Origin of the sequence: Bacillus sp. GMa5/1 (genome assembly GCF_050172015.1) — a bacterium.
GTDB lineage: Bacteria > Bacillota > Bacilli > Bacillales > Bacillaceae_G > Bacillus_A > Bacillus_A cereus.
The window spans coordinates 16,897-42,106 of sequence record NZ_JBNLYC010000031.1; the positions used below are offsets into that span (position 1 = coordinate 16,897).

Below are 25,210 nucleotides of genomic sequence, written 5' to 3' on the forward strand. Positions count from 1 at the left end.
AACAGGTGGAGAAAATCTCCACCTGTTTTACTTTTTATTTTTTATTACGATTCGCATAAACCTCCATCGCATCACACATAAACTGCGCTAACCCTTCACCAAACTTATCGATATTTTTCGTGAAGCGCTCATCAGCGACGTACATTTGACCGAGTCCTTTAAAAGCATCTAATGAATATGCACCGAAGTTTTGCAAGTAATCGTACCACACTCCAATTGCTTCTTGTGCCTCTTTAGAATCTGGTGCTCCGTGTCTAAGCGCTGCTAAATTTCTATAAATAGCATTAAACTCCTCTTGGTTCTCTTTTGACATACCTTTTGCATATTCGTTCGCTTTATCTACAGCTGCATCTCCCCATTTTTCACGTGCTTCTTCTTCATATGGGTTATGGCTGAAATCGAATCCTTCAAATTTCTCTTTGTTCGTCATTTCAATCTCTCCTTTTGTATGCTGAATTGTTTTATCAATCGTCGCAATCACTTTATCTAATCTAGCACGCTTTTCAAGAAGCATTTTCTTATGAAGCTCTAGTGCCTCTTCGCGATCAAATGATGGACTCATGATAATCTCTTTAATTTTTTTCAAAGGGAAGCCAAGCTCTTTAAAAAACAAAATTTGCTGCAATGTCTCTAAATTTTCATTGGAATACAGACGATATCCAGACTCTGTCGTCTCGTCTGGGGTTAACAACCCAATTTCATCGTAATGATGCAGTGTGCGCACACTAATTCCAACTAAATCAGCTACTTCTTTTACTCTCATTGTCATTTGTATCTCCCCCTTAGTACATACGATAAAGTATGACGCAACGTTAGAGTCAATAAGTAAATTCATTTTATCTTAAAAAGTTTCATCTCTCCTATATTTGATGCATAATAGTTATGTACATATATTAGAAAGCGGTGAAAGTATGGTTTCAAATACTGTAATTGCCAGCATCATCTTTCAACTCATTGTCTCGATTCTGGTCCCAATTATTGTACTCGTTTATTTCCGTAAAAAATATAATATGAATTGGAAAGTAGTCGGCATTGGTGTTCTTATCTTTATCGGATTTACCCAAATTCTTGAAACACCATTCCACCTATTTATGCGCGGTAATCCAACAATCGCTCCATTTTTAGAAAATCCGTTTGTCTTCGCAATTTATGGCGGATTGACTGCTGGTATTTTTGAAGAATTAGGACGCTTCGTTGCCTTCTTCTTCTTACTAAAAAAATATCTAGAATATAAAGATGGCTTCGCTTATGGAATTGGTCACGGCGGAATTGAATCTATTTTAATTGGCGGTTTTTCTGCATTACAAGCATTAATCTTTGCTAATTCTATTAACGATGGTAGCTTCGCTCGACTGATTGAACAAAAACCAGAGCTGAGCATTTTACAGGACATGTTAATTCAGCAACCTGCCTACTTATACTTCCTTGGTAGCTTAGAAAGAATTATGGCACTCGTGCTTCAAATTGCCTTTACAATGCTTGTTTTATACGCAGTAAAACAGAAGAAATATATCTTCCTAGTATACGCTATACTATTCCACGCATTTGTAGACTTTTTCGCGGCACTTTACCAAACAAAAACAATCAATATCTTCGTTGCAGAAGGAATTACACTTCTTTGTACAATTGGCGCTGTCGTTCTTATTCGCAAAATGAAAGCGAAATTAATGAGTGTACCGGAGTAAAAAATAAACCACCGATTGGTGGTTTATTTTTTATGGATTGTCGCAATGATGATAGCTTTTTCCTTCTTGCAGCTCCCTCTTTGTTTCTGCATCTATAACGATATATTTATGAAACTCTTCTACTTCATTTTGAGAAAAGGAAGCAAAAAAATAAACTTGGCGATCAGGATGAACAAAAAAATCTTGAAGCATCACACTACTCCGACAACCCACGGCTGTTTTTTGTAGGAAAGAAAATTCTTCATCGGGCACTTCTTTAAATAAGATTTTTTTTCGAACACTATATGCTGCATTATTGTATTCTTTATAGATTTTCTTATCTAACTGTTTATAAAAAATATCCTCACTCACAAATGACTTATTTCGATTGCTTGGATAATTTACTTTTTGATTCGACTCTGCATAAGTTGTGGACAAGTGTATTAAAAAACAAAGACTAACTACAATACATATCATTTTATTCATGATTGCACCTCAAATGTTCATTATCCACATTACTTTTCCACATATTTAAATCCATATGCCGTTTTACAAGAAAAAGGAATTATTTCCACATTTGTCGAAGTATATAGCGTCAACTTGAAAGATGGGGATGAATTATGAAGAAAATTATTGTAATACGACATTGTTCAGCAACTGGGCAAAAACGTGATGCTGAATTAACGACCGATGGAAAAGACCAAGCAAATACCCTTGCTACATTCCTCTTAGAAAATCATCTACAAATCGATCATATTATTTCAAGCCCATTTGTCCGAGCTATCGATTCCATTCGGCCCTATGCGCTCCAAGCTAACTTATCTATCCAAGAAGATGAACGATTAACTGAACGCATATTGAGCAACGTTCCAATGGATGATTGGATGCAAAAACTAGAATCTACTTTTACAAATATAGATATTGCCTTTTCAGGCGGAGAGTCAACAAAACAAGCAACAGACCGTGCCATATCGCTTATTCAAGACGTTTTACAATTAAACCATACGACAACACTACTTGTTACACATGGCAATTTACTTACGCTCATTTTAAAGCATTTTAATCATACGATTGGCTTTAATGAATGGAGAACTTTAACGAATCCTGATATTTACGAAATTACAATCGACGAACAATGTATCATAAAACGCTTATGGGAAGCATCGTCCAAGTAATATCCCTTTCCAAAACATTCAGTTGACGCCACGAGAAGAAACTGTACTAATAATAGAAAGGGGTATCACTCCATATGTACGAAGATGTACTTGCTCTACTACATAAAACAAATGTTTCTTATGAAAAATTTGAACACGAACCAGTACTCGATTATGAGACAGATCGGATTGTACGTGAGAGACTCGGCTTACAAGGCACTCCAAGTAAAAGCTTATTTTTAAAATCAAAGTCTGGAGATTATTACGTATTTTTTACGTTAGAGGGCACAAGACTCAACCGGGGAGAAATGAAAGAACTAACAGGAGAACGCTTATCTCTCTGTTCTCCTGATGAACTGCGAGACAAAACTGGTTGTACGCCGGGATGTGTGGCTCCTTTCGGATATTCACACGATGTAACAATTATTGTGGATAACGCTATTTATACGTACGATAAAATTTTAATTACACCTGGTGTACCTGAATTTACAATTGAATTATCCACAGAAGAATTAAAAAAGATTTTATTAACATGTCCAAATACCGTTTTAGAGTATAAACAAAAAGAGAGCTAATCGTTAGCTCTCTTTTTTCATTATTTAGCTTCTGCTGTTTTTTCTTTTGCAGAACGTACTTGCTCGTCCGCATGGTAAGAAGAACGCACAAGTGGGCCAGCTTCACAGTGGCTAAATCCTTTGCTAAGTGCAATTTCTTTAAGCTCTGCAAATTCTGCTGGTGGGTAATATTTAAGAACTGGTAAATGCTTCTTAGATGGTTGTAGGTATTGCCCAAGAGTTAAAATATCCACATTGTTTGCACGTAAGTCATCCATTGCTTCAATTAAATCTTCTCTCGTTTCACCTAAGCCCACCATAATGCTCGATTTAGTTGGAATATCAGGCTGCATTTCTTTCGCTCGACGTAAAAACTCTAATGAACGTTCATATTTTGCTCTAGCGCGAACTCGGTCAGATAATCGACGTACTGTTTCAATGTTATGGTTTAAAATATCTGGTTTTGCATCCATTAACATTTTTAAGTTTTCTTCTACTCCACCCATATCAGATGGTAATACTTCGATAGACGTGAATGGATTTTTACGACGTACTGCTCGTACTGTTTCAGCAAAAACAGCTGCTCCCCCGTCTTTTAAATCATCACGTGCAACCGCTGTTATAACAACGTGCTTTAAGCCCATTTGTACTACAGAATCTGCTACGCGTTCTGGCTCTTGTAAATCAAGCTCAGTTGGTAAGCCTGTTTTAACCGCACAAAAACGACAAGCACGTGTACAAACCGCACCTAAAATCATAAATGTTGCTGTTTTTCTTACAGCCCAGCATTCATGAATATTCGGACATTTTGCTTCCTCACAAACTGTATGAAGATTTTTAGAACGCATCATTTTCTTTAAGCCTGTATAGTTTTCATTCGTGTTTAACTTAATTTTCAACCATTCGGGCTTGCGCTTATATTCTGTTTGTTTTGTCATGGTTATCAACTCCGCACAATATGAAATAGTTTACCGTGTTCGCTTCTTTCAATGTAACATATCTATTCTAACGTATGAAAGCGATTTGCTCAAATGAAGATTCTAAGATTTTTTCCAATCGTTCCCTATAATGAAATACTCCGTATATCCCACACTAAAAAGAGTGATGTTGTGAAAGGAGTCTATTTCATGCTTCGAAAAATTTCTCTTTTGCTTTCTATTTGTTTTCTTCTCCACCAAAACATCGCTTACGGTGAAGATAATCAGCAAAGCATATACGAAAAGCGCATGGCACTATATAAAGAAACCGAGCAGTCTTCAGGCATTCCATGGTATTACTTAGCTGCAATGGATCAATATGAAAGAAATATACGGAGCGTAAGAAAAGATATTCCGAAAAAACCAGATGCCATCATTTCCCTTTATTTCAAACCAGAAATATGGGCTGGACCTATTAATAGTAACAATACTTTCCCCCATACAATTTCTCTATTTGGCGGAATAGGTTTAGATGGTGACAAAGATGGATTTGCAAATGCAAATAGCGACCGTGATCTTCTGCATACCGCAGCGACTATTTTAAGGAAACAAGGAACATCAGAAGACCGTATTAAAATTATGCTCTGGGAATATTATAGACGTGCCAAAACAGTTGATTTAATTAGCGAATACGCCCAAATTTATAAACATTATGGACGTATTAATTTAGAAGGAAATGCTTTTCCTCTTCCGATCCGTAGTGACCATAGCTACCGTAGTACTTTCGGCGCTGGAAGAAGTTTTGGCGGCAGAAGGATTCATGAAGGAACCGATATTTTTGCCGGATATGGCGTGCCAGTAAGATCGACTTGCTATGGCATTATTGAAACGAAAGGTTGGAACCGCCTTGGTGGATGGCGCATTGGTATTCGCGACCTTCATAACAATTACCATTATTACGCTCATTTAGGCGGGTTCTCAAAAGAAATACAGCTTGGACAAATTGTTGAGCCAGGGAAAGTAATCGGATTTGTTGGTAGCACTGGTTATGGACCTCCTGGCACAGCCGGAAAATTTCCGCCCCACTTACATTTTGGCATGTATAAAGACAATGGCTATACAGAATGGGCCTTCGATCCATACATGCATTTAAGCCTTTGGGAGCGCAAAGAACGAGCAAATACAAAACGATAACCGTAGCTGCATTGCTACGGTTATTTTTTATCCAGTAAAAGCCTGACTGAGCCGAGTTTCACTTTATTTACAACTAACTATCTGTTTTCTTTTTATCAGGTACAGCAACACTTCCGCTTCCATAATACGTAGGCACTTCCCCTTGAACGATACGCGTCGCAATCGGAACATTTTGTTTCACCTTTATCTCTTTCGTATGAAATGGAATAATCACTTGCAATGTTACTTCCATTTCCATAACAATTTGAATCGCTGTAGTATTAATCCCATGCGGCTCAATTTTTTGTTTAATATCTGTATTCACATGTCCAACTGGGGTGAAATGAATCGGAATATCTGGTCCTATATTACCAAGAAGTGCATTATCAGTTACACGCCCAAAAGGAACTGCCATAGTCGCGCCGTTTTTTTCAGAAATACCTAGCTCCTTCAACTTCCCTTGTTCTACTTGCTGTAAATATTTTTCTATGTACGTGGTCGTTGATGTTACGATTTCATTTACTTGCTTTGTATTTAAATTAATTATGGATACTTTTCCGTTTTTATCATTCTGTACTTTCATTAATGAATCTACATCGAATCCTTCATTAATTCGATCCTTTACTGCCTTCGTCATAATTGCCGTCGCCATTTTATGTGTCTCTACTTCCCCATATTTAATTAAGGTCGGTTGAATATTATTATTCACAATCCACAACCCTTGCGTAAGTAATATAACAAAAAGAATAAACGACATAAGCAGTATATACCGAAAGGCAATAGGTCCCCTTCGAAACCGCGAGTTTTTCGAGCGAAATATACTCATAAAAAAACCTCCTTCTTATATCATTTCTATGCAAGAAGGAGGGACGATATATGCTTATCTCATTTTTAATAATGCTTCTTTTCCGATTGTGCCAGTCGTAATACCTAAAGCTTCGGCTTCAATCGTTACTGATTCTAGCGGTGCTTCAAGAAGTTGTTCAATCGTTCTTACACCAACCGCACGGCCAGCAATAATTCCTCGATCACCTAATTTCTCATTTAAAAGACCTACATCTAATGCACCACACATAATATATCCTTTATCGCTCATTACAGCTAGCAAATTCGTCTTTGGAAGTTTCACGCTAACTGCAATAAACGTATAATTATCAATTATAATTGGCTCCACATTAACCATAGTTCACACTCCTCTCTTTCTTATCTGTATGACAAGAGAAAAATGAGTGTTACAAGTTAACTAGCCTATAGTTTAACGGAAGATGTATAAGTTATTAACATATCTGTTAACACATCTCTAAGTAGTTCTGGCATATAATATTGTTTGTCAGAAAGTGTGGATAGCTCTGGGTATAAGTAGCCAAATGTAAACATATCAATCGTTCCTACTGTATATATACGATCTAATTCCAGCGATTCCCCGTTAATTAATACATCTTCGAGTAAAATTTTATTCCCGGGAATCGTATCTGGAATGACTTCTACACCAGCGTAAATCATTTTCCCCATCACTTTTCCCCGAAATCCGAATCCTTTCACCTCAAGATTCTCCATATTCGGCTTACGTGCTTTCAAAATAACTTCTCTTAATATCTTTCCTGGAACTTTCAAAGCACACGGATTAATTGGATGTGGACAAATTCTGTGAATATCTCCGCGCGTTACAACACCCTCTTCTAACCCTTCAAGAAGTACACCAGCGTTCACCATGCCAATCTCTGCATTGCACCATGTTTTCAGCGCACTTGCTAACATGTGAGAAAACGGCGTCTCATGAAACCAATCAACCGGTAATGACTCTTTTAAATGAACGACAGACTCTGCCATTATATGCTCACTTTCTTCCTGCAGTATTTCAATTGTGGATAACGGCTCGCTATAAGCACCTAAACGTTCCGTCTTAATCGCCCTACCGTCTTTTTTCAGCAATTTCTTCATCTCTATATCCACAGTAAGCTGTACGTGACCAACGTAACGCCCCCACTTTTCACAACAACAAAGTAAAGTATTATTCAGTAGAATACCACGCTCAAATAAATGATGCGTATGTGCTCCTAAAATAACATCTATATCATAATGCTCTGCCATATACTCATCCATACTTTTTCCAAGGTGAGAAAGGACAACCGTAATATGAGCCTCATCTTTCACTTCTTCTAAAATAGACTCTAAATGAATAATGGGATCTTCAATATGCCAATCGAGCATCTGATAAAACTCTGGATAAGCTACCGTTAATCCGATAAAAGCAATGGTAATCCCATCCGTCGTTGTATGCAATTTATAAGGCCTTGCCCATGACGGACGTACCCCTTCTTTTTCAAATAAATTTGCGACAAGTATTTCAAATCCAGCATCATCATAGAGCCGATTCAAATGCTCCTTCGCTAACGTAATTCCTTCATTATTTCCGATCGTTACATAATCATATAACGCCTCATTCAAAAGCTTCGTATTCCCAAGTCCATTCGTCGCTTCCGAAATACTATGAAAACGATCCACATGATCGCCGATATCAACCGTCAAAACAGTCTCTCCCGCTTCCTGTCTTCGCTTTTTCTCCCCTAGAACAAACCGAGAAATTTGCGGCCAATTTTCAAAATGACTATGTATATCGTTTGTATGATAAAGGTGGATGATTGTTTCTTTATTTGTATTCAGAGAAAAAACCTCCTCTCAGTTCCTTACTGCCATTTACGCTATGCGCACACAATAATCCTGTAAATACTTTTCGTCTTTTCTTGCTATTTTACATTGTACTCGCATTGTGAGAAAAAGCAAAAGATTGTCCTTTTTATATGAGAAACTTTATTTTTGCCAGTGTGGGGATTTGTTGGTAGAGCGGGGATTTGTCAGAAAGTTAGCCGTGGGGATTTTCCCATAAGTTCTTTGCTGCATTTGTCAGTATTTTAATCTAAATTACTTTCAGTTGCCCTCTTTATGTATAAATGCTCCTTTCCTTTTTGAAGGGTACGGGGTATTCGTTCCTCTTGCTATGTCGTAATTTGTTGATAAGTCGATATCCCTTGTCGAATCGTCGATATATTGAAATAATCGCTGATATATTTCGAGTTATGGACGATATATTTGAAAAATCGCTGATATATTTAACTGAACACCCACCCGGGTATCCTCTCCCAAGCCAAGACAAATCCGCAAAACAAAAAAGCGCCCTGCACAGCAGGGCGCTTTCTTCATACATATATTATCCAGCTTTGCCTCCTAGACCCTCATGTCTAAGAACCTTCCGCACGAGAAGATAAAAAGCATCTTCTGTGCGAAAGAACCTTAGTCAACGGGTCTGAACAGTCGGCTCCGCATTTCTATTTAACCAATAGAACCTTCCATCTCAAACTTGATTAGGCGGTTCATTTCAACTGCGTATTCCATTGGAAGTTCGCGAGTGAATGGTTCAATGAAGCCCATTACGATCATTTCTGTAGCTTCTTGCTCAGAAATACCACGGCTCATTAGGTAGAATAATTGTTCTTCTGATACTTTAGATACTTTCGCTTCGTGCTCAAGTGAAACGTAATCGTTTTTGATTTCGTTGTAAGGAATTGTATCAGATGTAGATTGGTTATCCATGATTAACGTGTCACACTCGATGTTAGAGCGAGAGTTTTTCGCTTTTGGTCCGAAGTGTACGATACCACGGTAAGTTACTTTACCACCATGCTTCGCAATCGATTTAGAAACGATTGTTGAAGACGTGTTTGGTGCTAAGTGAATCATTTTCGCACCAGCATCTTGGTGTTGGCCTTTACCAGCAATCGCGATAGATAATGTTAAACCACGAGCGCCTTCGCCTTTTAAGATAACTGCTGGGTATTTCATCGTTAATTTAGATCCGATGTTACCGTCAATCCATTCCATCGTTGCGTTTTCTTCACAAACCGCACGTTTTGTAACTAGGTTGTATACGTTGTTCGCCCAGTTTTGGATTGTTGTATAACGGCAATAAGCATCTTTTTTAATGATGATTTCTACTACCGCACTGTGAAGTGAGTTAGTAGTGTAAACAGGTGCTGTACAACCTTCTACGTAGTGTACGTGTGCGCCTTCGTCTACGATGATAAGCGTACGTTCGAATTGTCCCATATTTTCAGAGTTAATACGGAAATACGCTTGAAGTGGTGTATCAACTTTAACACCTTTTGGAACGTAGATGAATGATCCACCAGACCAAACTGCAGAGTTTAATGCAGAGAATTTGTTGTCTGTTGGTGGGATTACTTTTCCGAAATGTTCACGGAAAATATCTTCGTTCTCTTTTAATGCGCTATCTGTATCTTTGAAGACGATTCCTAGAGCTTCTAGGTCTTCTTTCATGTTGTGGTATACAACTTCAGATTCGTACTGTGCAGATACACCAGCTAAATATTTTTGCTCAGCTTCTGGAATACCTAATTTATCAAATGTTGCTTTAATTTCATCAGGTACTTCATCCCAAGACTTCTCAGATTTCTCAGATGGTTTTACGTAGTACGTAATTTCATCGAAATCTAAGTCGTTTAAGTCGCCGCCCCATTGTGGCATTGGCATTTCGTAGAACTTATCCAGTGATTTTAAACGGAAGTCTAACATCCACTGTGGTTCTTCTTTCATACGTGAAATTTCTTCAACGATTTCTTTTGTTAAACCGCGTCCAGCACGGAAAATCGAAACGTCTTTGTCTTTGAAACCATATTTATAATCGCCGATATCTGGCAGTTGCTTCGCCATGTTGGTGTGTCCCTCCTTAGATAACCTCGTTTTTAGGAACCTTTAACATTACTTATCTTCGTTTAAGCCCTTTTCTAACGCTTTCCACGCTAATGTTGCACATTTAATACGTGCAGGGAACTTGCATACGCCTTGTAATGCTTCAATATCTCCTAAATCGATGCTGTCATCGTACTCTTTTCCTAGCATCATGTCAGAGAAAATTTTCGAAAGCTGAAGTGCTTCTTCAATTTTCTTACCTTTTACTGCTTGTGTCATCATTGAAGCTGAAGACATTGAGATTGAACATCCTTCGCCTTCAAACTTCGCCTCTTGCACAATACCTTCTTCTACTTTCATCGTAAGTTGAATACGATCGCCGCAAGTTGGATTGTTCAAGTTAACGGTAACACTATCTTCTAATACGCCATGGTTACGAGGATTTTTATAATGATCCATAATAACTTGACGATATAACGTATCTAAATTATTAAATGACATTTGTGAAATACTCCTTTGTCTTGATTAGCGAGTCAACAAATGTATCAATTTCTTCTTTTGTATTATATAAATAGAAGCTCGCACGTGCTGTTGAAGAAGCTTTTAGCCACTTCATAAGCGGTTGTGCACAGTGATGTCCTGCGCGAACTGCAATGCCTTCTACATCTAATACAGTCGCTACATCGTGAGGATGTACGTCTTCAATATTAAATGTAACAAGACCAGCGCGATGCTTTGGACCATAAATTGTAACGCCATCTACTTCTGATAGTCTTTCTAAAGCGTATTGCGCTAATTCATGCTCATGCTTTTCAATATTATCAAGACCGATTTCTTCTAGGAAATCGATTGCCGCACCAAGTCCGATTGCATTACCGATAATCGGTGTACCTGCTTCAAACTTCCACGGAAGCTCTTTCCAAGTAGATTCTTGTAAATCTACGAAATCAATCATTTCACCACCAAATTCAATTGGCTCCATATTGTTTAGCAATTCTTTTTTACCATATAATACGCCGATACCTGTAGGGCCACACATCTTATGAGCAGATAATGCGTAGAAATCACAGTTTAAATCTTGTACATCTACTTTCATGTGAGGTGTACTTTGTGCACCGTCAACGACCATAATTGCGCCATTTTCGTGTGCAATTGCTCCGATTTCTTTTACAGGGTTAATCGTTCCAAGTACGTTAGAAACATACATGATAGAAACGATTTTTGTATTCGGTGTAATTGTTTGACGAGCATCTTCTATTGAAATTGTCCCATCTGGTTGAAGCGGAAGATATTTTAAAGTTGCACCAGTTTTCTTCGCAACTTGTTGCCACGGAATGATATTACTATGGTGCTCCATGTAAGAAATAACGATTTCATCGCCCTCTTTTACATTTTCAAGACCATAGCTAGCCGCTACTGTATTTAATGCAGTTGTCGTTCCGCGCGTGAAAATAATCTCTTCCATTGATTTCGCATTGATAAACTTGCGAACTTTCTCACGTGCACCTTCATACGCGTCGGTAGCTTTCGTACCGAGCGTATGAACACCGCGATGCACGTTAGAATTATATTCTTTATAGTAACGTTCTAACGTTTCAATGACTTGAATTGGTTTTTGAGAAGTTGCTGCACTATCGAAATAAACAAGTTGTTTGCCGTTCACTTTTTGATCAAGAATTGGAAACTGTTTGCGTATTTCATGAATATTCATTAGCGAACTTTCCTTTCAATTACCTCAACAAGCTGTGCCTTTACTCCTTCAATTGGAAGCTCATTAACTACAGGTGCTAAGAATCCATGGATGACTAAACGTTCTGCTTCGCGTTTTGGAATACCACGGCTCATCAAGTAGTATAGTTGGACTGGATCTACGCGACCTACTGAAGCTGCGTGACCTGCCATTACATCATCTTCGTCGATTAAAAGAATTGGGTTTGCATCACCGCGAGCTTTTTCATCTAACATAAGAACGCGAGAAGATTGTTGTGCATTTGATTTAGATGCACCGTGTTCAATCTTACCAATTCCGTTAAAGATAGATGTTGCACTATCTTTTTGTACACCGTGTTTTAAAATCCAACCTTCAGAATGTTTACCGAAGTGAACAACTTTAGTTGTAAAATTTTGTGTTTGGTTGCCACGGCCAATTGTTACTGTTTTCGTATCAGCATATGAACCGTCGCCCATTAAGTTCGTAACGTTCTCTGAAATTGTGTTTCCGTCATTCATAAGGCCTAGAGCCCAATCAATACGGCCGTCGCGTCCTACAACGCCGCGGCGGTTAACGTAAGTTGTTACGTCTTTTGCTAATAGATCAACCGCACCGAATTTCACTTGTGCGCCTTGTTCCACGATTACTTCTGCTACGATATTTGCAATACCTTTAGCATTTTCATTTGCAACATAGTTTTCTACATAAGTTGCAGTACTGTTCGCATCAGCTACGAATAGTACGTGGTTATATACGTTAGCTTCTTCGCCGTCTACTAAGAATACAGCTTGAAGTGGAGTTTCAAGAACAACGTTTTTCGGAACATATACGAATGCACCACCGTTGATTAATGCAGCATGAAGTGCAGTTAGACGATGCTCGTCTACTTTCACGCCGTCTTTCATTAAGTACTTTTGTACTAGTTCAGCATGCTCAGTTGCTGCTGTTACGATGTCTGTAAAAATAACACCTTTTTCTTTTGCTTCGTCTGCTAAAGAAACGAATGCAGTTGTACCAGTGCGTTGTACTAATACGCTGTTATTTTCATCGATTAAGTTTTTCACTGCTTCTGGAAGTTCAGTTAAAGAACTTACAGGCTCTTGCTTAGCAGCGTCGCCTTTTCCGATAAAGTCCCATTTGTCAATTTTCGTTTTATCAGGCGTTGGCATTGGAAGTTCAGTTGCTTGTGCAAGAGCTTGTAAGCGGAACTCAGTCAACCAAGCAGCTTCGTTTACTTCGCTTGCGCGTTGACGGATTGTTTCTTGATCGAAAGGTAATGTACCGATTGTCATGTTTATGCTCCTCTCTTACGCTTCTTGCTCTGTTGTTTCGTCTTCAATACCTAATTCTTTTTTAATCCAGTCGTAACCTTCAGCTTCTAGACGTTGTGCAAGCTCAGGGCCACCAGATTTAACGATACGACCGTTCATCATAACGTGAACGAAGTCTGGAGTGATGTAGTTTAATAAACGTTGGTAATGCGTAATCATTAGGCAGCCGAACTCTTCGCCGCGCATTTCGTTAATACCTTTAGATACAACTTTTAATGCATCGATATCAAGACCTGAGTCGATTTCATCTAAGATTGCGATTTTTGGCTCAATCATCATTAATTGAAGGATTTCATTACGTTTTTTCTCTCCACCAGAGAAACCTTCGTTTAAGTAACGTTGTGCCATTTCTGGATCCATTTCTAGGAATTCCATGTTTTTATCTAATGTACGGATAAATTTCATAAGAGAAATTTCATCGCCTTCTTCACGACGTGCGTTAATTGCAGAACGTAAGAAGTCAGCGTTTGTTACTCCGCTAATTTCACTTGGATATTGCATTGCTAGGAATAGACCTGCTTGTGCGCGCTCGTCTACTTCCATTTCTAATACATCTTCACCGTCGATGATGATGCTACCTTCTGTTACTTCATACTTTGGGTGACCCATAATTGCAGAAGATAAAGTTGATTTACCTGTTCCGTTAGGTCCCATAATTGCGTGGATTTCTCCACCTTTTACTTCAAGGTTTACACCCTTTAAAATTTCTTTGCCATCAATTGATACGTGTAAGTCTTTAACCGTTAATGTAGAACCAGCCATCTCAATACCTCCATTAATCCTATATATACATTTTAAAAATTCCTAAAACGTTCATATTCTCATTTTATTCTCATTCTAATTTTATATCAAATAAAATGATATCGCAAACGACGAAAAAAAGTAACCGTTTTTTCACAAATGTATATAAGTATTTCCTTCACATCTTTCTATGATACACCTTTCTTCTTATTTATATAAAGAAAAAAGGACTGGTAATTTTCCAGCCCTTTCCTTATATTTATTCACTTACCGGAAGTACAGCACCTTTATATTCTTTATTAATAAAATCTTGAATTTCTTTTGAATGTAGCACTTCTACTAGCTCTTTAATTTCTTTTTTCTTCTCATCACCTTTACGAACTGCAATGATGTTTGCATACGGAGAGTCTGCTCCTTCAATCGCAACTGCATCCTTTGTTGGATTTAATTTTGCATCAATTGCATAGTTTGAATTAATAAATAAAGCATCACCTTCATTATTTTCATACAGCTTTGGTGACAATCCAGGCTCTACATCTGTTTTAAACTTTAAGTTTTTCGGATTTTCGACTACATCTTTTACTGTTGCCTTAACAACATCTACTCCGTCTTTTAATTTAATAACGCCGCCTTTTTGTAACAGTGCTAGCATACGGCCACGCTCCGCTACGTTATTACTCATAATCACTGTCCCGCCATCTGGTAAGTCTTTTAAGCTTTTATACTTCTTAGAATAAATACCCATCGGCTCTAAATGGATTTTTCCTGCGTTTACAATTTTATATCCCTTTTCTTGAATTTCTTTATCTAAGTACGGAATATGCTGGAAGTAGTTCGCATCAATTTCTTTATCCGCTAACGCTTTATTTGGCAGTACATAATCCTGAAACTTTTTAATCTCTAACTTAATGCCTTTTTTCTCTAATATCGGCTGTGCCTTTTCTAAAATAACAGCGTGCGGCACGTTAGAAGCTCCCACAACAAGCTTATTCTCTTCCTTCCCTCCGCAAGCAGCTAATGTAAATACAGATAATGCTGTAACAACTGACAATAGAATCTTTTTCATATGACGTCCCCTTCTCCCTATAGTTATGTAGTAAAAAAGGACCGGCATACACCAGCCCTTTTTCAGCAATTATTCTTTTACAGGAACAACTGCACCTTTATATTCTTTAGTAATAAAGTCTTCAATTTCTTTAGAATGTAATACTTCTACAAGCTCTTTAATCGCTTTTTTATCTTTATCACCTTTACGAACCACTAGTACGTTTGCGTATGGAGAATCATCGCCTTCAATTGCAATTGCATCTTTTTCTGGGTTTAATTTCGCATCAATTGCATAGTTCGAGTTAATTAAAACAGCGTCGCCTTCTTTATTGTTATACACTTGTGGCAACAAACCAGGCTCAATATCCGTTTTGAATTTTAAGTGTTTCGGATTATCTGCAATATCTTTTGGAGTTGCACTAACTGGATCTACTCCGTCTTTAATTTTTAAAATGCCTTCTTTTTGTAAAATTGCTAAACCACGTCCATGGTCAGTAACGGAATTACTCATAATAATTGTCGCCCCGTCTGGAAGTTCTTTTAAACTCTTATATTTTTGAGAATATACACCAATTGGTTCAATATGAATTTTCCCTGCTATTTCAAAATCATATTTTTTATCTTTAATTTCTTTTTCTAAATACGGAATGTGCTGGAAATAGTTTGCATCTAATTCCTTATCCGCTAACGATTTATTTGGCAACACGTAATCTTGGAATTTTTTCACTTCTAATTCAATTCCTTTTTTCTCAAGTAACGGTTTTGCTTTTTCTAAAATTTCAGCATGCGGTACGTTAGAAGCACCAACAACAAGTTTCTTTTCATCTTTATCTTTCCCGCCACAAGCAGCTAACCCAAAAATTGAAGTTGAAATAAGTGCCGTAAGTAATAATTTTTTCATTTAAAATATCCTCCCGTTTTTATTATCGTTTATCTATTCGAGTCGTTAAACTATCACCAATCCACTGGATTAAAAATACAACTAGTAATACACAAATTGTCGCAACGATTGTTACATCGTTATTCCCTCTCTGGAATCCTTCTAAGTAAGCAAGTGTTCCAAGGCCACCAGCACCAACAACTCCCGCCATTGCTGTATAGCCTACTAAAGCAATTGTCGTAACCGTAATACCAGATACTAATGCTGGTAATGATTCTGGAATTAACACTTTCAAAATAATTGTGCTTGTTTTTGCTCCCATTGCTTTTGAAGCTTCAATTACACCTTTATCAATTTCGCGAAGTGCAATTTCAACCATTCTCGCGTAGAATGGTGCGGCTCCAATAATTAAAGCCGGCAGAGCTGCACTTGCTCCAAGAATTGTTCCAAGAAGAATCTTTGTAAATGGGATTAATAAAATAATTAAAATGATGAACGGTATAGAGCGGAATATATTTACGAATGCTCCAATCACCGTATTAATTGATTTGTTTTCCCATAAATTATCTTTTGCTGTCATGAAGAGTAACAATCCTAAAATGAGTCCTAAAACAAATGTCGCAAGAGCTGCGATTGCCGTCATATATAACGTTTCACCAGTTGCTTCTAACATTTGATTCCAATCAACATTTGCGAGTAACTTATCCATGTGCAATCACCTCCAGCTCTACTTGATCTTGATGAATTCCTTCTATTGCTTGCTGGATCGCTGTTTCCTCACCATTTAAATGAACAACTAAACTACCGTAAGAACCGTTATTCGTTTGTGCAATATTTCCTTGCAAAATGCTAACTTCTATATCACTGCGTTGCATTAATCGTTGAAGCACTGGTCTTTCTACAGCCTCACCGATAAACTGCAAACGAATTACTTTTCCATCTGGATATTTTTCAATTAAACTTTCAATTGTTTCATTTGTATCTTCAGAATCTGTTAACTGCTGTACAAATCGTTTCGTAATATCTTGCTTCGGATTACGGAATACATCAAGTACTGGACCTGTTTCTACAATCTTTCCTCTCTCCATTACCGCCACTCGGTTACAAATCTTTCGAATCACGTGCATTTCATGTGTAATGAGTACAATTGTTAAACCAAGACGCTTATTAATGTCTAATAGTAAATCTAAAATTTGATCTGTCGTTTCCGGATCAAGAGCTGACGTTGCTTCATCACATAAAAGCACTTGTGGATTGTTAGCTAATGCTCTTGCAATCCCGACGCGTTGCTTTTGTCCTCCACTCAGCTGAGATGGGTACGCGTCTCCTCTTCCTTCTAATCCAACAAGATGAATTAATTCATCAACACGTTTTCTTCTCTTCGCTTTATCAACACCTGCAATTTCAAGTGGAAACTCAATATTTTCACGTACAGTTCGTGACCAAAGTAAGTTGAAGTGTTGAAAAATCATTCCGATTTCTTGTCTTGCCTTACGAAGTTCACTTCCTGTAATTGCTGATATAACACGATTCGCAATTGTAATTTGGCCAGAAGTCGGTTTCTCTAACTGATTAAACAATCTGATTAACGAACTTTTTCCAGCGCCGCTATATCCAATAACACCAAATATTTCGCCTTTTTCTATTTTTAAATTGGCGTTATCTACAGCAGTGACATCACCGCTTTTCGCCTTATATATTTTCTTTACGTTCTCTAATAGAATCATGATGTTCACCCCTTTTTTGTTTGGATCGACTCCGCAATTTTTTATTTTTAATGCGTGTAGTCCACTGTTATCATTACTTTTATTATTTGAATGTCCTCCACATTCAAACAATAAAAAAACCTTTCTGCTTTAGAGAAGCAGAAAGGTTTATATGCGTATATAACAACATTATCCCTCTCTCTCATCTCTCAAAGCATTCGCTTTGCAGGAATTGGCACCATTTCAACATAAGTTGACGGTTGCCGGGCTTCACAGGGCACAGTCCCTCCACCTCTCTTGATAAGAGAAATCAGATTCAATTTTCGTCTGATTTGAAATTTATGAAATTGTCTATATTTTATGACTTGAATTGTATCAATATACACTCACCATGTCAACAGAAATTTTCGCAAAAAATGAAACTTCAGAATTTTAAGCACCTACTGACATCGGTTTACATATATGAAACATCGATTCCACTAATAACATCGTTCGGTACGTTCCTGAATATTGTACACGTCCATCGTTCATTAACATTTGCAATCGTACATTTCCATTCACCAATTGTTCTATATCCTTTTCATCTAAGCAAATGATTTGTTCCGTTCCTCTTTCCTCATGTACCAGCTCTATATAATCTCTTGAAATTTGTAACGAACAACTTTCATCTCCAAAGCGAAAATTAACAGTTTTTTCTTCTTGTCTTAAAAGCGGTTCTAAATGATATTGACCATTAGCGTAATTTACAAATGATTGAAGCAAAGAATATAATCTCACCCTAAATCACATCCTTCATATCACTTTCTATTACATACCATTCCCTCTCACTAAAGAGCAATCCTGTTATTTTCGCTCGACAAATACTGTATCCACCCTGCATCTCGACATATTTCCCAAGAAATATGTCGAGGCGGCAAAAATTTTGCCGCCTACTTTAATTCCGTATATAAATATTCAACCGAATGAAATGCGTATATCTTCTTCATCAGTGTCCCATTTTCAAAAACAAGTAAACAAGGTACACTTTCAATCCCATACTCTTTCGCTAAATACGGAGCATAATTTAAATCTAACATCCCAATTTTGAGGCCTTCAATTGTCATCTCAACGACTGTTAACATCTTTTTTGCTAATTGGCATGTTCCACACATTGGAGTATATACATATAATACTGTTTTTTCTTCGTTCTCTATTAGGGCTGTAGCTTCGGCTCCTGTCCAATCAATCACTTCTATCATTCCTTACCGTAAATATTCTGTATAAACGTCAATGTCGGCTCCCCATAATACATTTGCTAAGTGTGTAGATGGCGCAGTTGCCACTTCTCGGTACGAGCGATCAATATAGATATGCTCGGCTTGCGGAAATTCTTTTCGAAATTGTTTCCTTAACTTTTCTCCAGCATCATCAGCATCCACTAGCACATACACTTCCTTATCAAAAAACTGATCAACGAGCTCATCCATTTTCGACAAACCAATTGTACCATTTGTACAAACAATTTCCACCGGTTCACGAATAATAGATTCAATCTTTCTTCTATCTGATGTACCTTCTACAATAATGACTTTTTCTACATAAATCATATGTCATCACCCGATCACCATATACTATATAACCTTGAACTTAGTATATAGTATATTCGTTATTTTCATGTTGTTTCCTGTTTATTTTTGCAAAAGAAAAGCGGAAGCGGCTCGTTTAGAACAGGAGGGCATTGGAACTCCTGAACTAGAGGCGCCTTTTGCCTCAAGTGAAGGAGTGAAATGACCGACTGTTCTAGCCGCTGGAGCTAGACAACGAAAAGCGGAACCGACTGTTTAGCCCTGTTGGCTAAGGTTCTTTCGTACAGAAGACGCTTTTTGTCTTCTCGTACGGAAGGTTCTTAGACATGAAGGGCTAGGAGGTGGAGCTGGACAATGAAAAGCGCAAGCGGCTCTTTCAGATTGTGAGGGGGATGGAGCTTCTGACGTAAAGGCGCTTTTGGCCTTGCAGGAAGAAGCGAAGCCACCGAACAATCTAGCCGCTAGAGCTGGACAATGAAAAGCGCAAGCGGCTCGTTTAGATTGTGAAGACTTATGAAACCTTACCACAAAACAGTTTTTCTCATAATAGCTTATTTATTTACATATAACTTGAATTTCATTATTTCACATAAAATAAAAAAGGACAGCACAAAGGCTGTCCTTTAGTCGACTATAATTAGTCTTGGTTTGTCATTTCTGCATATTTTTCTGCAGTTAATAACTTCTCAACTTGGCTTGCATCAGAAAGTTCAACTTTAACCATCCATGCACCCTCGTATGGAGATTCGTTAACAAGTTCTGGTTGGTCACTTAATTCTTCGTTTACTGCTACAACTTTACCGCTTACAGGTGCGTATAACTCAGAAACTGTTTTAACAGATTCTACGCTTCCGAATGGCTCGTCAGCTTCGATTGTTGCACCTACTTCAGGAAGTTCAACGAATACGATATCGCCTAGCTCACCTTGTGCAAAGTGAGTGATACCGATAACAACTTCATTACCTTCAGTTTTTACCCATTCGTGTTCTTCAGAGTAACGTAAATTATTTGGAATGCTCATGACTGTACCTCCAGTGAATGTATTAATTATGTAAAAATACCTTATTGGTACTTTTTCCACACACTTTCAAACTGCTCTTCGTTAAAACCAAGTGTTACATTCGTTCCATCTGTTACAATTGGACGTTTAATCAACATGCCATCAGATGCTAAAAGCTCATACATTTCGTCTTCGCTTGCATCTTTCAACTTATCTTTTAGACCAAGTTCACGGTAACGCATTCCACTTGTATTAAAGAATTTTTTTAATGGTAATTCACTTTTTTCATGTAAATTACGTAAATCTTCTTTTGATGGTGGATTTTCAACAATATGAATCATCTCATATGCTACATCGTTTGCCTCAAACCATTTCTTTGCCTTTTGACATGTGCCACACTTTGGATATGAATAAAATGTTACTGTCATAAATTCACCTACTTTTTTACTAACCTTTACCTTTATCATATAGAAAACGTTTTATTATTTCAAACCATTATTCGCTAAACTTTTACTTATTTCGTGATAATTTTTAATAATCCTGCGAATTTTTCTTATTTTTCCGCCATTTGTTAAGAAAAAAATAAATATATAAATTTTTTAGATTCTGCACCAAACATATATCTTAAACAAGCGTTTGATTAATTCTCCATTTTTCTTTCTTAACCTTTGAACTACAGGAGTTTCTTCCTACCGAACATACAGCTTAAACAAACGTTTGATTAATTCTCCATTTCTCTTTGTTAACCATTGAGTTACATCAGTTTCTTCCTACCGAACATACAGCTTAAACAAACGTTTGATTAAAAAAATAAGAAGCCTCGTTTACAGGCTCCCTCATCATCTATTCAAATAATCTGCGATGGTTTGAAATACGACGATATACATATTATGAATACTTTCTTCTGTATTTCCACCATTAGATAAACCAATTGCCCATTGTTGCCCTTCACCACTTCCGATATTTGCAAAGCCTTGCGTATACATAGCATTTACATCTTTTCGTGCACTGTTATACTCTATTCCTTTTGTAATAAAAATTGAATATGATTTATCTTGTAAACCGATAAAAAACACTGGTTTCTTTAGCGATGAAAATACATTTTTATACTGCTCTGTTGAGGCTTCTTGAAAGTGATCTTTCATTATGAGAAAACCATCCACTTCCTTAGATTTCTTTTCCAGTTCCTCTAACTTCATTTCTTCAAACTTTACATTCCTAAACATATCTTTCGGCTTTTCTCCAACAACTCCAATTACGAGTGCTCTTCCGTTATATTCTAATTTCTCTCCTGCTTTATCCTTTGCACACCCAGCACCTACTAGGCATATCAATATAAAAAATAAGAAATACGATAAACGCTTCATTTAGCACCCTCTCCTTCTTTTTAGTCAAGTGACAAAAACGTAAGGTTAATTCAAGAAAATGTAAGTAAAATCGATAGCCCAATTCACGTTTCTATATTATAATCAATTGAATTTACTTACATTACTAAACATAGGAGATCAACATGAAGAAATTTAAACTTTCATCTTTTCTTCCGTTAAGTTATATACTTCTACTCGTGCTCGTAAGTCCCCTTTACGACGTATTAAATAAATCGACTGTTCACGCAGTAGACGTTACAACTGTAGTAGATGATTGGATTCCATTTGTAAAAGCATTTATTATTCCTTATTTACTTTGGTTTCCATACTTATACGGCGCACTTATTTATTACTGCTTTGCTGACCGAAAGCAATATTATGTCACTTTAAGTAGTGTTATTTTTGGAAAGCTTGCTTGTTTTTCTATTTATTATTTTTGGCAAACAACTGTACCGCGTCCGACTGTCGTTGGAACAGATGTATTTTCTGAACTAGTTCGCTATATTTATAGTATCGACCAGCCAGTAAACTGTTTCCCTAGCATTCACGTTCTTACTACATTTGTAATTATGTTAGCTGCCTTTAAGCGTAGAGAACAGCATGCTTTTGAATATTACATCCTTACTTTCTTCGGTACACTTATTATTTTATCAACGCTATTTACGAAGCAGCATGCCTTTGTAGATGCCATTTCTGGAATGACGCTTGCAAGTATACTTTACTTCGGCGTTCAGCTCTTATTGGCCAAAGAACCAATAAGAGTTCCAGTAAAACAAAATCATAGAATGTAGCATGACAAAAAAGCAGACTGTGGCTTCTCAGTCTGCTTTTATATATTATTAAGGAGATTTTCAACTTAAGATTGCGGTACAGTCATATCACCAGAGTGAATACGACCTGCTTTTTTAAGAGCAATGTAAAGTATATAAGAAACAGCTACTGGAATGACGATATAAGTAATTACCATCGCCGGGAGAACTTCCCATCCTTGGCTGGAAATTAAATTAATTGGTGCGATAAGAGAACTTAATCCAAGACCTGCAATTTCCTTTCCTGCTTCCAGTTGGAAAATTAATGCGGATACTGGACCGACTATAGCACTGGCAACGACAGTTGGGACGAGAATCATTGGATTTTTAGTGATATTTGGTAACTGTACTTTCGGAGTACAAAGTGCTTGAGCTAATATGCCACCTAAATTATTTTCTTTCGCTGAGATGACAGAGAATCCGATAAACTGAGCGACGCATCCGGCAAGAGCAGCACCACCTGCAACACCGTCTAAGCTAAGTGCAATTGCTAACGCAGCTGATGAAGCTGGAGAGATAAGTAATAGCCCCCAAACTACTGCAATGACGATAGAAGCGATGAATGGGCTACCAGCTGAGCTATCTTTAATAAACGCTCCAACTGTATTTAAAACAGGAGTAATATTATGAGATAACCAAATACCAACTAAACCAGAACCTAATATGGCCGCAAATGGAACGAGCATCATATCTAACGCAGTTTTTCCACTTAAACGTTTACCAATATATACAGCTAAAGTTGCTGTTAATAATGCACCGATTGGCTCACCTGTTTTAATAATTAGACCGGCTTCAGTAATTGAAATGGATCCGGCACCAATTGCTCCGGCTACCATCGCCGAGAAGATTACAAGACCGTTTGCACCGAGCATAAAAGCAATTCCGGCACCAATTGCCGGTGCCATTAGTGATTTTGCAACAACTCCGATTGTAATAAGTAATGGTATATCAACAATTCTTCCTATATTTTCGATCAGTAAACCAATTCCGAGGGATACGAAAATACCTTGTGCGATTCCAGCAGATGCTTTAAATACACGAGACATTATATATTCCTTCATTTGTTTCACCTTCTTCTATAAGTTAGTAACCAATTGTTTTCATATAATCACGTAAAATATCGTTTGATTTTGCGAATCGAGATTCTTCATCCTCTGTTAAATTGAGTTCTACAACTTCTCTTATACCATCTCTAGTAATAATAGCTGGTACTCCTGTACAAATATCATATTCACCGTACTCACCATCTAAAATGGCTGATACAGCAATGACACGGTGATCATCATTAAAGATTGAACTCGCAATATATGCTAGAGAATTTCCAATTCCGTAATAAGTAGTTCCTTTACGTTTATAAATTTCCCAACCAGCTTTTGCAGTCTTCTCAACAATTTCATCTAAATCTATTTTACCAAATCGTTCTTTTTGTTCTTCTAAAATTTGCAGAATTGGCTTTCCACCAACAGTTACGTGAGACCAAGCAACCATTTGAGAATCACCATGTTCTCCTAATGAATACCCATGAATACTACGAGGGTCTACATGTAACATTTCAGATAAAATTGTTCTTAAGCGAGAAGAATCTAATGATGTACCTGTACCGATTACGCGATTTCTAGGTAATCCAGATAATTTCCACACTTCATATGTAATAATATCAACTGGGTTCGATGCAAGTAAGAAAATACCATCAAATCCACTTTCCATTACGCCGCCAACAACACTTTCCATAATCTTCGCACTCGCTCCTAAAGTATCTAAGCGACTTTGTCCAGGTTTTGGTGCTGGCCCTGCTGTAATAATAACAATGTCCATATCTTTGCAGTCTTCATAGCTTCCTGCATATACTTTTGTTCTTGTATTTGTAAAGTTAATGCAATGTGATAAATCCATCGCTTCCCCAACTGCACGTTCATGATTTATATCAATTAATAATAGCTCTTCGCAAATACCTTGATTCACAATAGAATACGCACAACTTGATCCAACTAATCCAGTACCGATAATTGCAATTTTTCTTGTATGTCTTTTCATAGCAATCTCTCCTAATTGATCATATAATCTATTTCTTTTGCTCTTTACACTCCTAATTATAAAGGTTCTCACGATAGAAACCATGGATACTTTGTGAAATATTGAGCAAAGTGTTTGTCCTTTTTGTGAATTGTTATATTCCATTTTCGTCATATTTGTTACAGCTGGAAAAATATTTATTATGTATTTATTGACATATACAAAAAGAAAACGAGCGAATCCATTTTCGCTCGTTTTTTCATCCTATTATTCTGCACTTAACTGACTTTTCAATTGCTGCACAATCATCGGATTGGCAGGTGCTGCCGGTTTGTAATAACTTTTTTGCTTTGCGTACTCATACATATTACGTTGGCGCATCTCATCTTGATTACGAATTTGAATTAACGTTTGATGTAACTGCTCATTATCAGACTGAGCAATATAATTTGCATAGCTTGTTAAACTTGCATTTAATCCTGCTAAATAATCATTTACCATATCTTTTTCATTCATGTTCCGCTTCCTCCTATCCTAGGAAAGTCATTAATTGCTGTTTCGTATTTCGTGCATCTTGCGCATCCTTTTGTAACATTTGTTTCAATTGTGGATCTGTACACGTTTCTGCATACTGCTCCAACTTGTTAATAATTGTTGCGTGTCCACCAATTAAATGACGTAAGTTTTCTACTTCAAGCTCTGTTAAATTTTGCATGGAATACTCCTACCTTTCTTTATTCGTTCACTGTTAGTATTTAGCTATTTTTTGATTGTATACATAAATTAACTTTTTCACGTGCATACAAAATAAAAGATGAATAGCTAAACCATTCATCTTTTATACTCGTTATGTATTTATTTTTATAGAGAT

30 protein-coding genes and 1 riboswitch are annotated in these 25,210 nt (G+C 37.1%); of the genes, 5 read left to right on the plus strand and 25 right to left on the minus strand.

Annotated elements, in window-relative coordinates; translation table 11 throughout:
• Nucleotides 1-34 precede the first annotated feature (34 nt).
• Nucleotides 35-769 carry a MerR family transcriptional regulator gene (locus ACQGSG_RS10345; protein ID WP_000178768.1) on the minus strand — a complete coding sequence of 245 codons (735 nt, stop codon included), beginning with the start codon at nucleotides 767-769 and terminating at the stop codon, nucleotides 35-37.
• 100 nt (nucleotides 770-869) lie between these two features.
• Here ACQGSG_RS10345 and ACQGSG_RS10350 point away from each other — a divergent pair, with 100 nt between their 5' ends.
• Nucleotides 870-1,685: a YhfC family intramembrane metalloprotease gene (locus tag ACQGSG_RS10350; RefSeq protein ID WP_002101508.1), complete on the plus strand. Its 816-nt coding sequence runs from the start codon at nucleotides 870-872 to the stop codon at nucleotides 1,683-1,685.
• A gap of 30 nt (nucleotides 1,686-1,715) precedes the next feature.
• Here the strand turns inward: ACQGSG_RS10350 and ACQGSG_RS10355 are convergent, their stop codons facing one another.
• Nucleotides 1,716-2,150 (minus strand): hypothetical protein, encoded by a 435-nt coding sequence (locus tag ACQGSG_RS10355; protein WP_001038440.1) that lies wholly within the window; start codon nucleotides 2,148-2,150, stop codon nucleotides 1,716-1,718.
• Nucleotides 2,151-2,284: 134 nt separating this feature from the next.
• On the opposite strand from ACQGSG_RS10355, the gene ACQGSG_RS10360 reads away from it, so the two are divergent.
• Nucleotides 2,285-2,839: a histidine phosphatase family protein gene (locus ACQGSG_RS10360; RefSeq protein ID WP_000721050.1), complete on the plus strand. Its 555-nt coding sequence runs from the start codon at nucleotides 2,285-2,287 to the stop codon at nucleotides 2,837-2,839.
• A 74-nt stretch (nucleotides 2,840-2,913) separates the two neighbouring features.
• Nucleotides 2,914-3,393, plus strand: coding sequence for a YbaK/EbsC family protein (locus ACQGSG_RS10365; RefSeq protein WP_000272747.1), 480 nt, complete (start codon nucleotides 2,914-2,916; stop codon nucleotides 3,391-3,393).
• Between the two features lie 20 nt (nucleotides 3,394-3,413).
• Here the strand turns inward: ACQGSG_RS10365 and lipA are convergent, their stop codons facing one another.
• Entirely contained in the window at nucleotides 3,414-4,310 is an 897-nt protein-coding gene (lipA, locus tag ACQGSG_RS10370) for a lipoyl synthase (protein WP_000166372.1), read from the minus strand.
• A 189-nt stretch (nucleotides 4,311-4,499) separates the two neighbouring features.
• Here lipA and ACQGSG_RS10375 point away from each other — a divergent pair, with 189 nt between their 5' ends.
• On the plus strand, nucleotides 4,500-5,483 hold the full coding sequence (locus tag ACQGSG_RS10375) for a M23 family metallopeptidase (protein WP_058839414.1): 984 nt from the start codon (nucleotides 4,500-4,502) through the stop codon (nucleotides 5,481-5,483).
• A gap of 73 nt (nucleotides 5,484-5,556) precedes the next feature.
• Here ACQGSG_RS10375 and yunB read toward each other — a convergent pair whose 3' ends face one another.
• The 18 genes from yunB to ACQGSG_RS10465 all read right to left on the minus strand — a co-directional run bounded on the left by yunB (nucleotide 5,557) and on the right by ACQGSG_RS10465 (nucleotide 21,517).
• Entirely contained in the window at nucleotides 5,557-6,288 is a 732-nt protein-coding gene (yunB, locus tag ACQGSG_RS10380) for a sporulation protein YunB (RefSeq protein ID WP_325842572.1), read from the minus strand.
• A 54-nt stretch (nucleotides 6,289-6,342) separates the two neighbouring features.
• A complete protein-coding gene (locus ACQGSG_RS10385) occupies nucleotides 6,343-6,645 on the minus strand; it encodes a YunC family protein (RefSeq protein ID WP_016118834.1) in 303 nt (100 codons plus the stop codon).
• A 65-nt stretch (nucleotides 6,646-6,710) separates the two neighbouring features.
• A complete protein-coding gene (locus ACQGSG_RS10390; RefSeq protein WP_153580208.1) occupies nucleotides 6,711-8,126 on the minus strand; it encodes a bifunctional metallophosphatase/5'-nucleotidase in 1,416 nt (471 codons plus the stop codon).
• A gap of 666 nt (nucleotides 8,127-8,792) precedes the next feature.
• Nucleotides 8,793-10,190 carry a Fe-S cluster assembly protein SufB gene (sufB, locus tag ACQGSG_RS10395; RefSeq protein ID WP_001118827.1) on the minus strand — a complete coding sequence of 466 codons (1,398 nt, stop codon included), beginning with the start codon at nucleotides 10,188-10,190 and terminating at the stop codon, nucleotides 8,793-8,795.
• 48 nt (nucleotides 10,191-10,238) lie between these two features.
• Nucleotides 10,239-10,670 carry a Fe-S cluster assembly sulfur transfer protein SufU gene (gene sufU / locus ACQGSG_RS10400; protein ID WP_000009523.1) on the minus strand — a complete coding sequence of 144 codons (432 nt, stop codon included), beginning with the start codon at nucleotides 10,668-10,670 and terminating at the stop codon, nucleotides 10,239-10,241.
• The gene (gene sufS / locus ACQGSG_RS10405) at nucleotides 10,660-11,880 is read right to left on the minus strand and encodes a cysteine desulfurase SufS (RefSeq protein WP_001020760.1); all 1,221 of its coding nucleotides are present in this window, start codon (nucleotides 11,878-11,880) and stop codon (nucleotides 10,660-10,662) included. Before sufS ends, sufU begins: the two co-directional genes overlap by 11 nt.
• Complete coding sequence (gene sufD / locus ACQGSG_RS10410; RefSeq protein ID WP_000152167.1) at nucleotides 11,880-13,172, minus strand: Fe-S cluster assembly protein SufD; 1,293 nt, start codon at nucleotides 13,170-13,172, stop codon at nucleotides 11,880-11,882. Before sufD ends, sufS begins: the two co-directional genes overlap by 1 nt.
• 15 nt (nucleotides 13,173-13,187) lie before the next feature.
• Entirely contained in the window at nucleotides 13,188-13,973 is a 786-nt protein-coding gene (sufC, locus tag ACQGSG_RS10415) for a Fe-S cluster assembly ATPase SufC (RefSeq protein WP_000929160.1), read from the minus strand.
• A 238-nt stretch (nucleotides 13,974-14,211) separates the two neighbouring features.
• Nucleotides 14,212-15,018, minus strand: a complete 807-nt coding sequence (gene metQ / locus ACQGSG_RS10420; RefSeq protein WP_325842571.1) for a methionine ABC transporter substrate-binding lipoprotein MetQ — start codon at nucleotides 15,016-15,018, stop codon at nucleotides 14,212-14,214.
• Nucleotides 15,019-15,087: 69 nt separating this feature from the next.
• Complete coding sequence (metQ, locus tag ACQGSG_RS10425) at nucleotides 15,088-15,900, minus strand: methionine ABC transporter substrate-binding lipoprotein MetQ (RefSeq protein ID WP_000735096.1); 813 nt, start codon at nucleotides 15,898-15,900, stop codon at nucleotides 15,088-15,090.
• 22 nt (nucleotides 15,901-15,922) lie between these two features.
• On the minus strand, nucleotides 15,923-16,588 hold the full coding sequence (locus ACQGSG_RS10430) for a methionine ABC transporter permease (RefSeq protein WP_000359401.1): 666 nt from the start codon (nucleotides 16,586-16,588) through the stop codon (nucleotides 15,923-15,925).
• Nucleotides 16,581-17,606 (minus strand): methionine ABC transporter ATP-binding protein, encoded by a 1,026-nt coding sequence (locus ACQGSG_RS10435; RefSeq protein WP_000601780.1) that lies wholly within the window; start codon nucleotides 17,604-17,606, stop codon nucleotides 16,581-16,583. Before ACQGSG_RS10435 ends, ACQGSG_RS10430 begins: the two co-directional genes overlap by 8 nt.
• Before the next feature lie 178 nt (nucleotides 17,607-17,784).
• A riboswitch (SAM riboswitch) is annotated at nucleotides 17,785-17,892 on the minus strand.
• Nucleotides 17,893-18,017: 125 nt separating this feature from the next.
• On the minus strand, nucleotides 18,018-18,362 hold the full coding sequence (locus tag ACQGSG_RS10440; RefSeq protein WP_001242139.1) for a hypothetical protein: 345 nt from the start codon (nucleotides 18,360-18,362) through the stop codon (nucleotides 18,018-18,020).
• Between the two features lie 152 nt (nucleotides 18,363-18,514).
• Nucleotides 18,515-18,823, minus strand: a complete 309-nt coding sequence (locus tag ACQGSG_RS10445) for a thioredoxin family protein (protein WP_002062684.1) — start codon at nucleotides 18,821-18,823, stop codon at nucleotides 18,515-18,517.
• 3 nt (nucleotides 18,824-18,826) lie between these two features.
• A complete protein-coding gene (locus ACQGSG_RS10450) occupies nucleotides 18,827-19,171 on the minus strand; it encodes a toprim domain-containing protein (RefSeq protein ID WP_000640870.1) in 345 nt (114 codons plus the stop codon).
• 616 nt (nucleotides 19,172-19,787) lie between these two features.
• Complete coding sequence (gene gcvH / locus ACQGSG_RS10455; RefSeq protein ID WP_000026896.1) at nucleotides 19,788-20,171, minus strand: glycine cleavage system protein GcvH; 384 nt, start codon at nucleotides 20,169-20,171, stop codon at nucleotides 19,788-19,790.
• Between the two features lie 41 nt (nucleotides 20,172-20,212).
• Nucleotides 20,213-20,578 (minus strand): arsenate reductase family protein, encoded by a 366-nt coding sequence (locus ACQGSG_RS10460; protein ID WP_000218968.1) that lies wholly within the window; start codon nucleotides 20,576-20,578, stop codon nucleotides 20,213-20,215.
• A gap of 411 nt (nucleotides 20,579-20,989) precedes the next feature.
• The gene (locus ACQGSG_RS10465; protein WP_098869191.1) at nucleotides 20,990-21,517 is read right to left on the minus strand and encodes a hypothetical protein; all 528 of its coding nucleotides are present in this window, start codon (nucleotides 21,515-21,517) and stop codon (nucleotides 20,990-20,992) included.
• Between the two features lie 143 nt (nucleotides 21,518-21,660).
• Between ACQGSG_RS10465 and ACQGSG_RS10470 the strand changes: the two genes are divergently transcribed.
• Nucleotides 21,661-22,308: a phosphatase PAP2 family protein gene (locus ACQGSG_RS10470; RefSeq protein ID WP_000713771.1), complete on the plus strand. Its 648-nt coding sequence runs from the start codon at nucleotides 21,661-21,663 to the stop codon at nucleotides 22,306-22,308.
• A gap of 65 nt (nucleotides 22,309-22,373) precedes the next feature.
• Here ACQGSG_RS10470 and ACQGSG_RS10475 read toward each other — a convergent pair whose 3' ends face one another.
• The 4 genes from ACQGSG_RS10475 to ACQGSG_RS10490 form a co-directional block, all read right to left on the minus strand.
• Nucleotides 22,374-23,387 carry a PTS transporter subunit IIC gene (locus tag ACQGSG_RS10475; RefSeq protein ID WP_000666178.1) on the minus strand — a complete coding sequence of 338 codons (1,014 nt, stop codon included), beginning with the start codon at nucleotides 23,385-23,387 and terminating at the stop codon, nucleotides 22,374-22,376.
• A 22-nt stretch (nucleotides 23,388-23,409) separates the two neighbouring features.
• Nucleotides 23,410-24,360 carry an L-lactate dehydrogenase gene (locus tag ACQGSG_RS10480; RefSeq protein ID WP_000820651.1) on the minus strand — a complete coding sequence of 317 codons (951 nt, stop codon included), beginning with the start codon at nucleotides 24,358-24,360 and terminating at the stop codon, nucleotides 23,410-23,412.
• Between the two features lie 246 nt (nucleotides 24,361-24,606).
• A complete protein-coding gene (locus tag ACQGSG_RS10485; RefSeq protein WP_001002987.1) occupies nucleotides 24,607-24,855 on the minus strand; it encodes a spore coat protein in 249 nt (82 codons plus the stop codon).
• A 13-nt stretch (nucleotides 24,856-24,868) separates the two neighbouring features.
• Nucleotides 24,869-25,054, minus strand: a complete 186-nt coding sequence (locus tag ACQGSG_RS10490; RefSeq protein WP_001180551.1) for a hypothetical protein — start codon at nucleotides 25,052-25,054, stop codon at nucleotides 24,869-24,871.
• Between the last annotated feature and the right edge of the window lie 156 nt (nucleotides 25,055-25,210).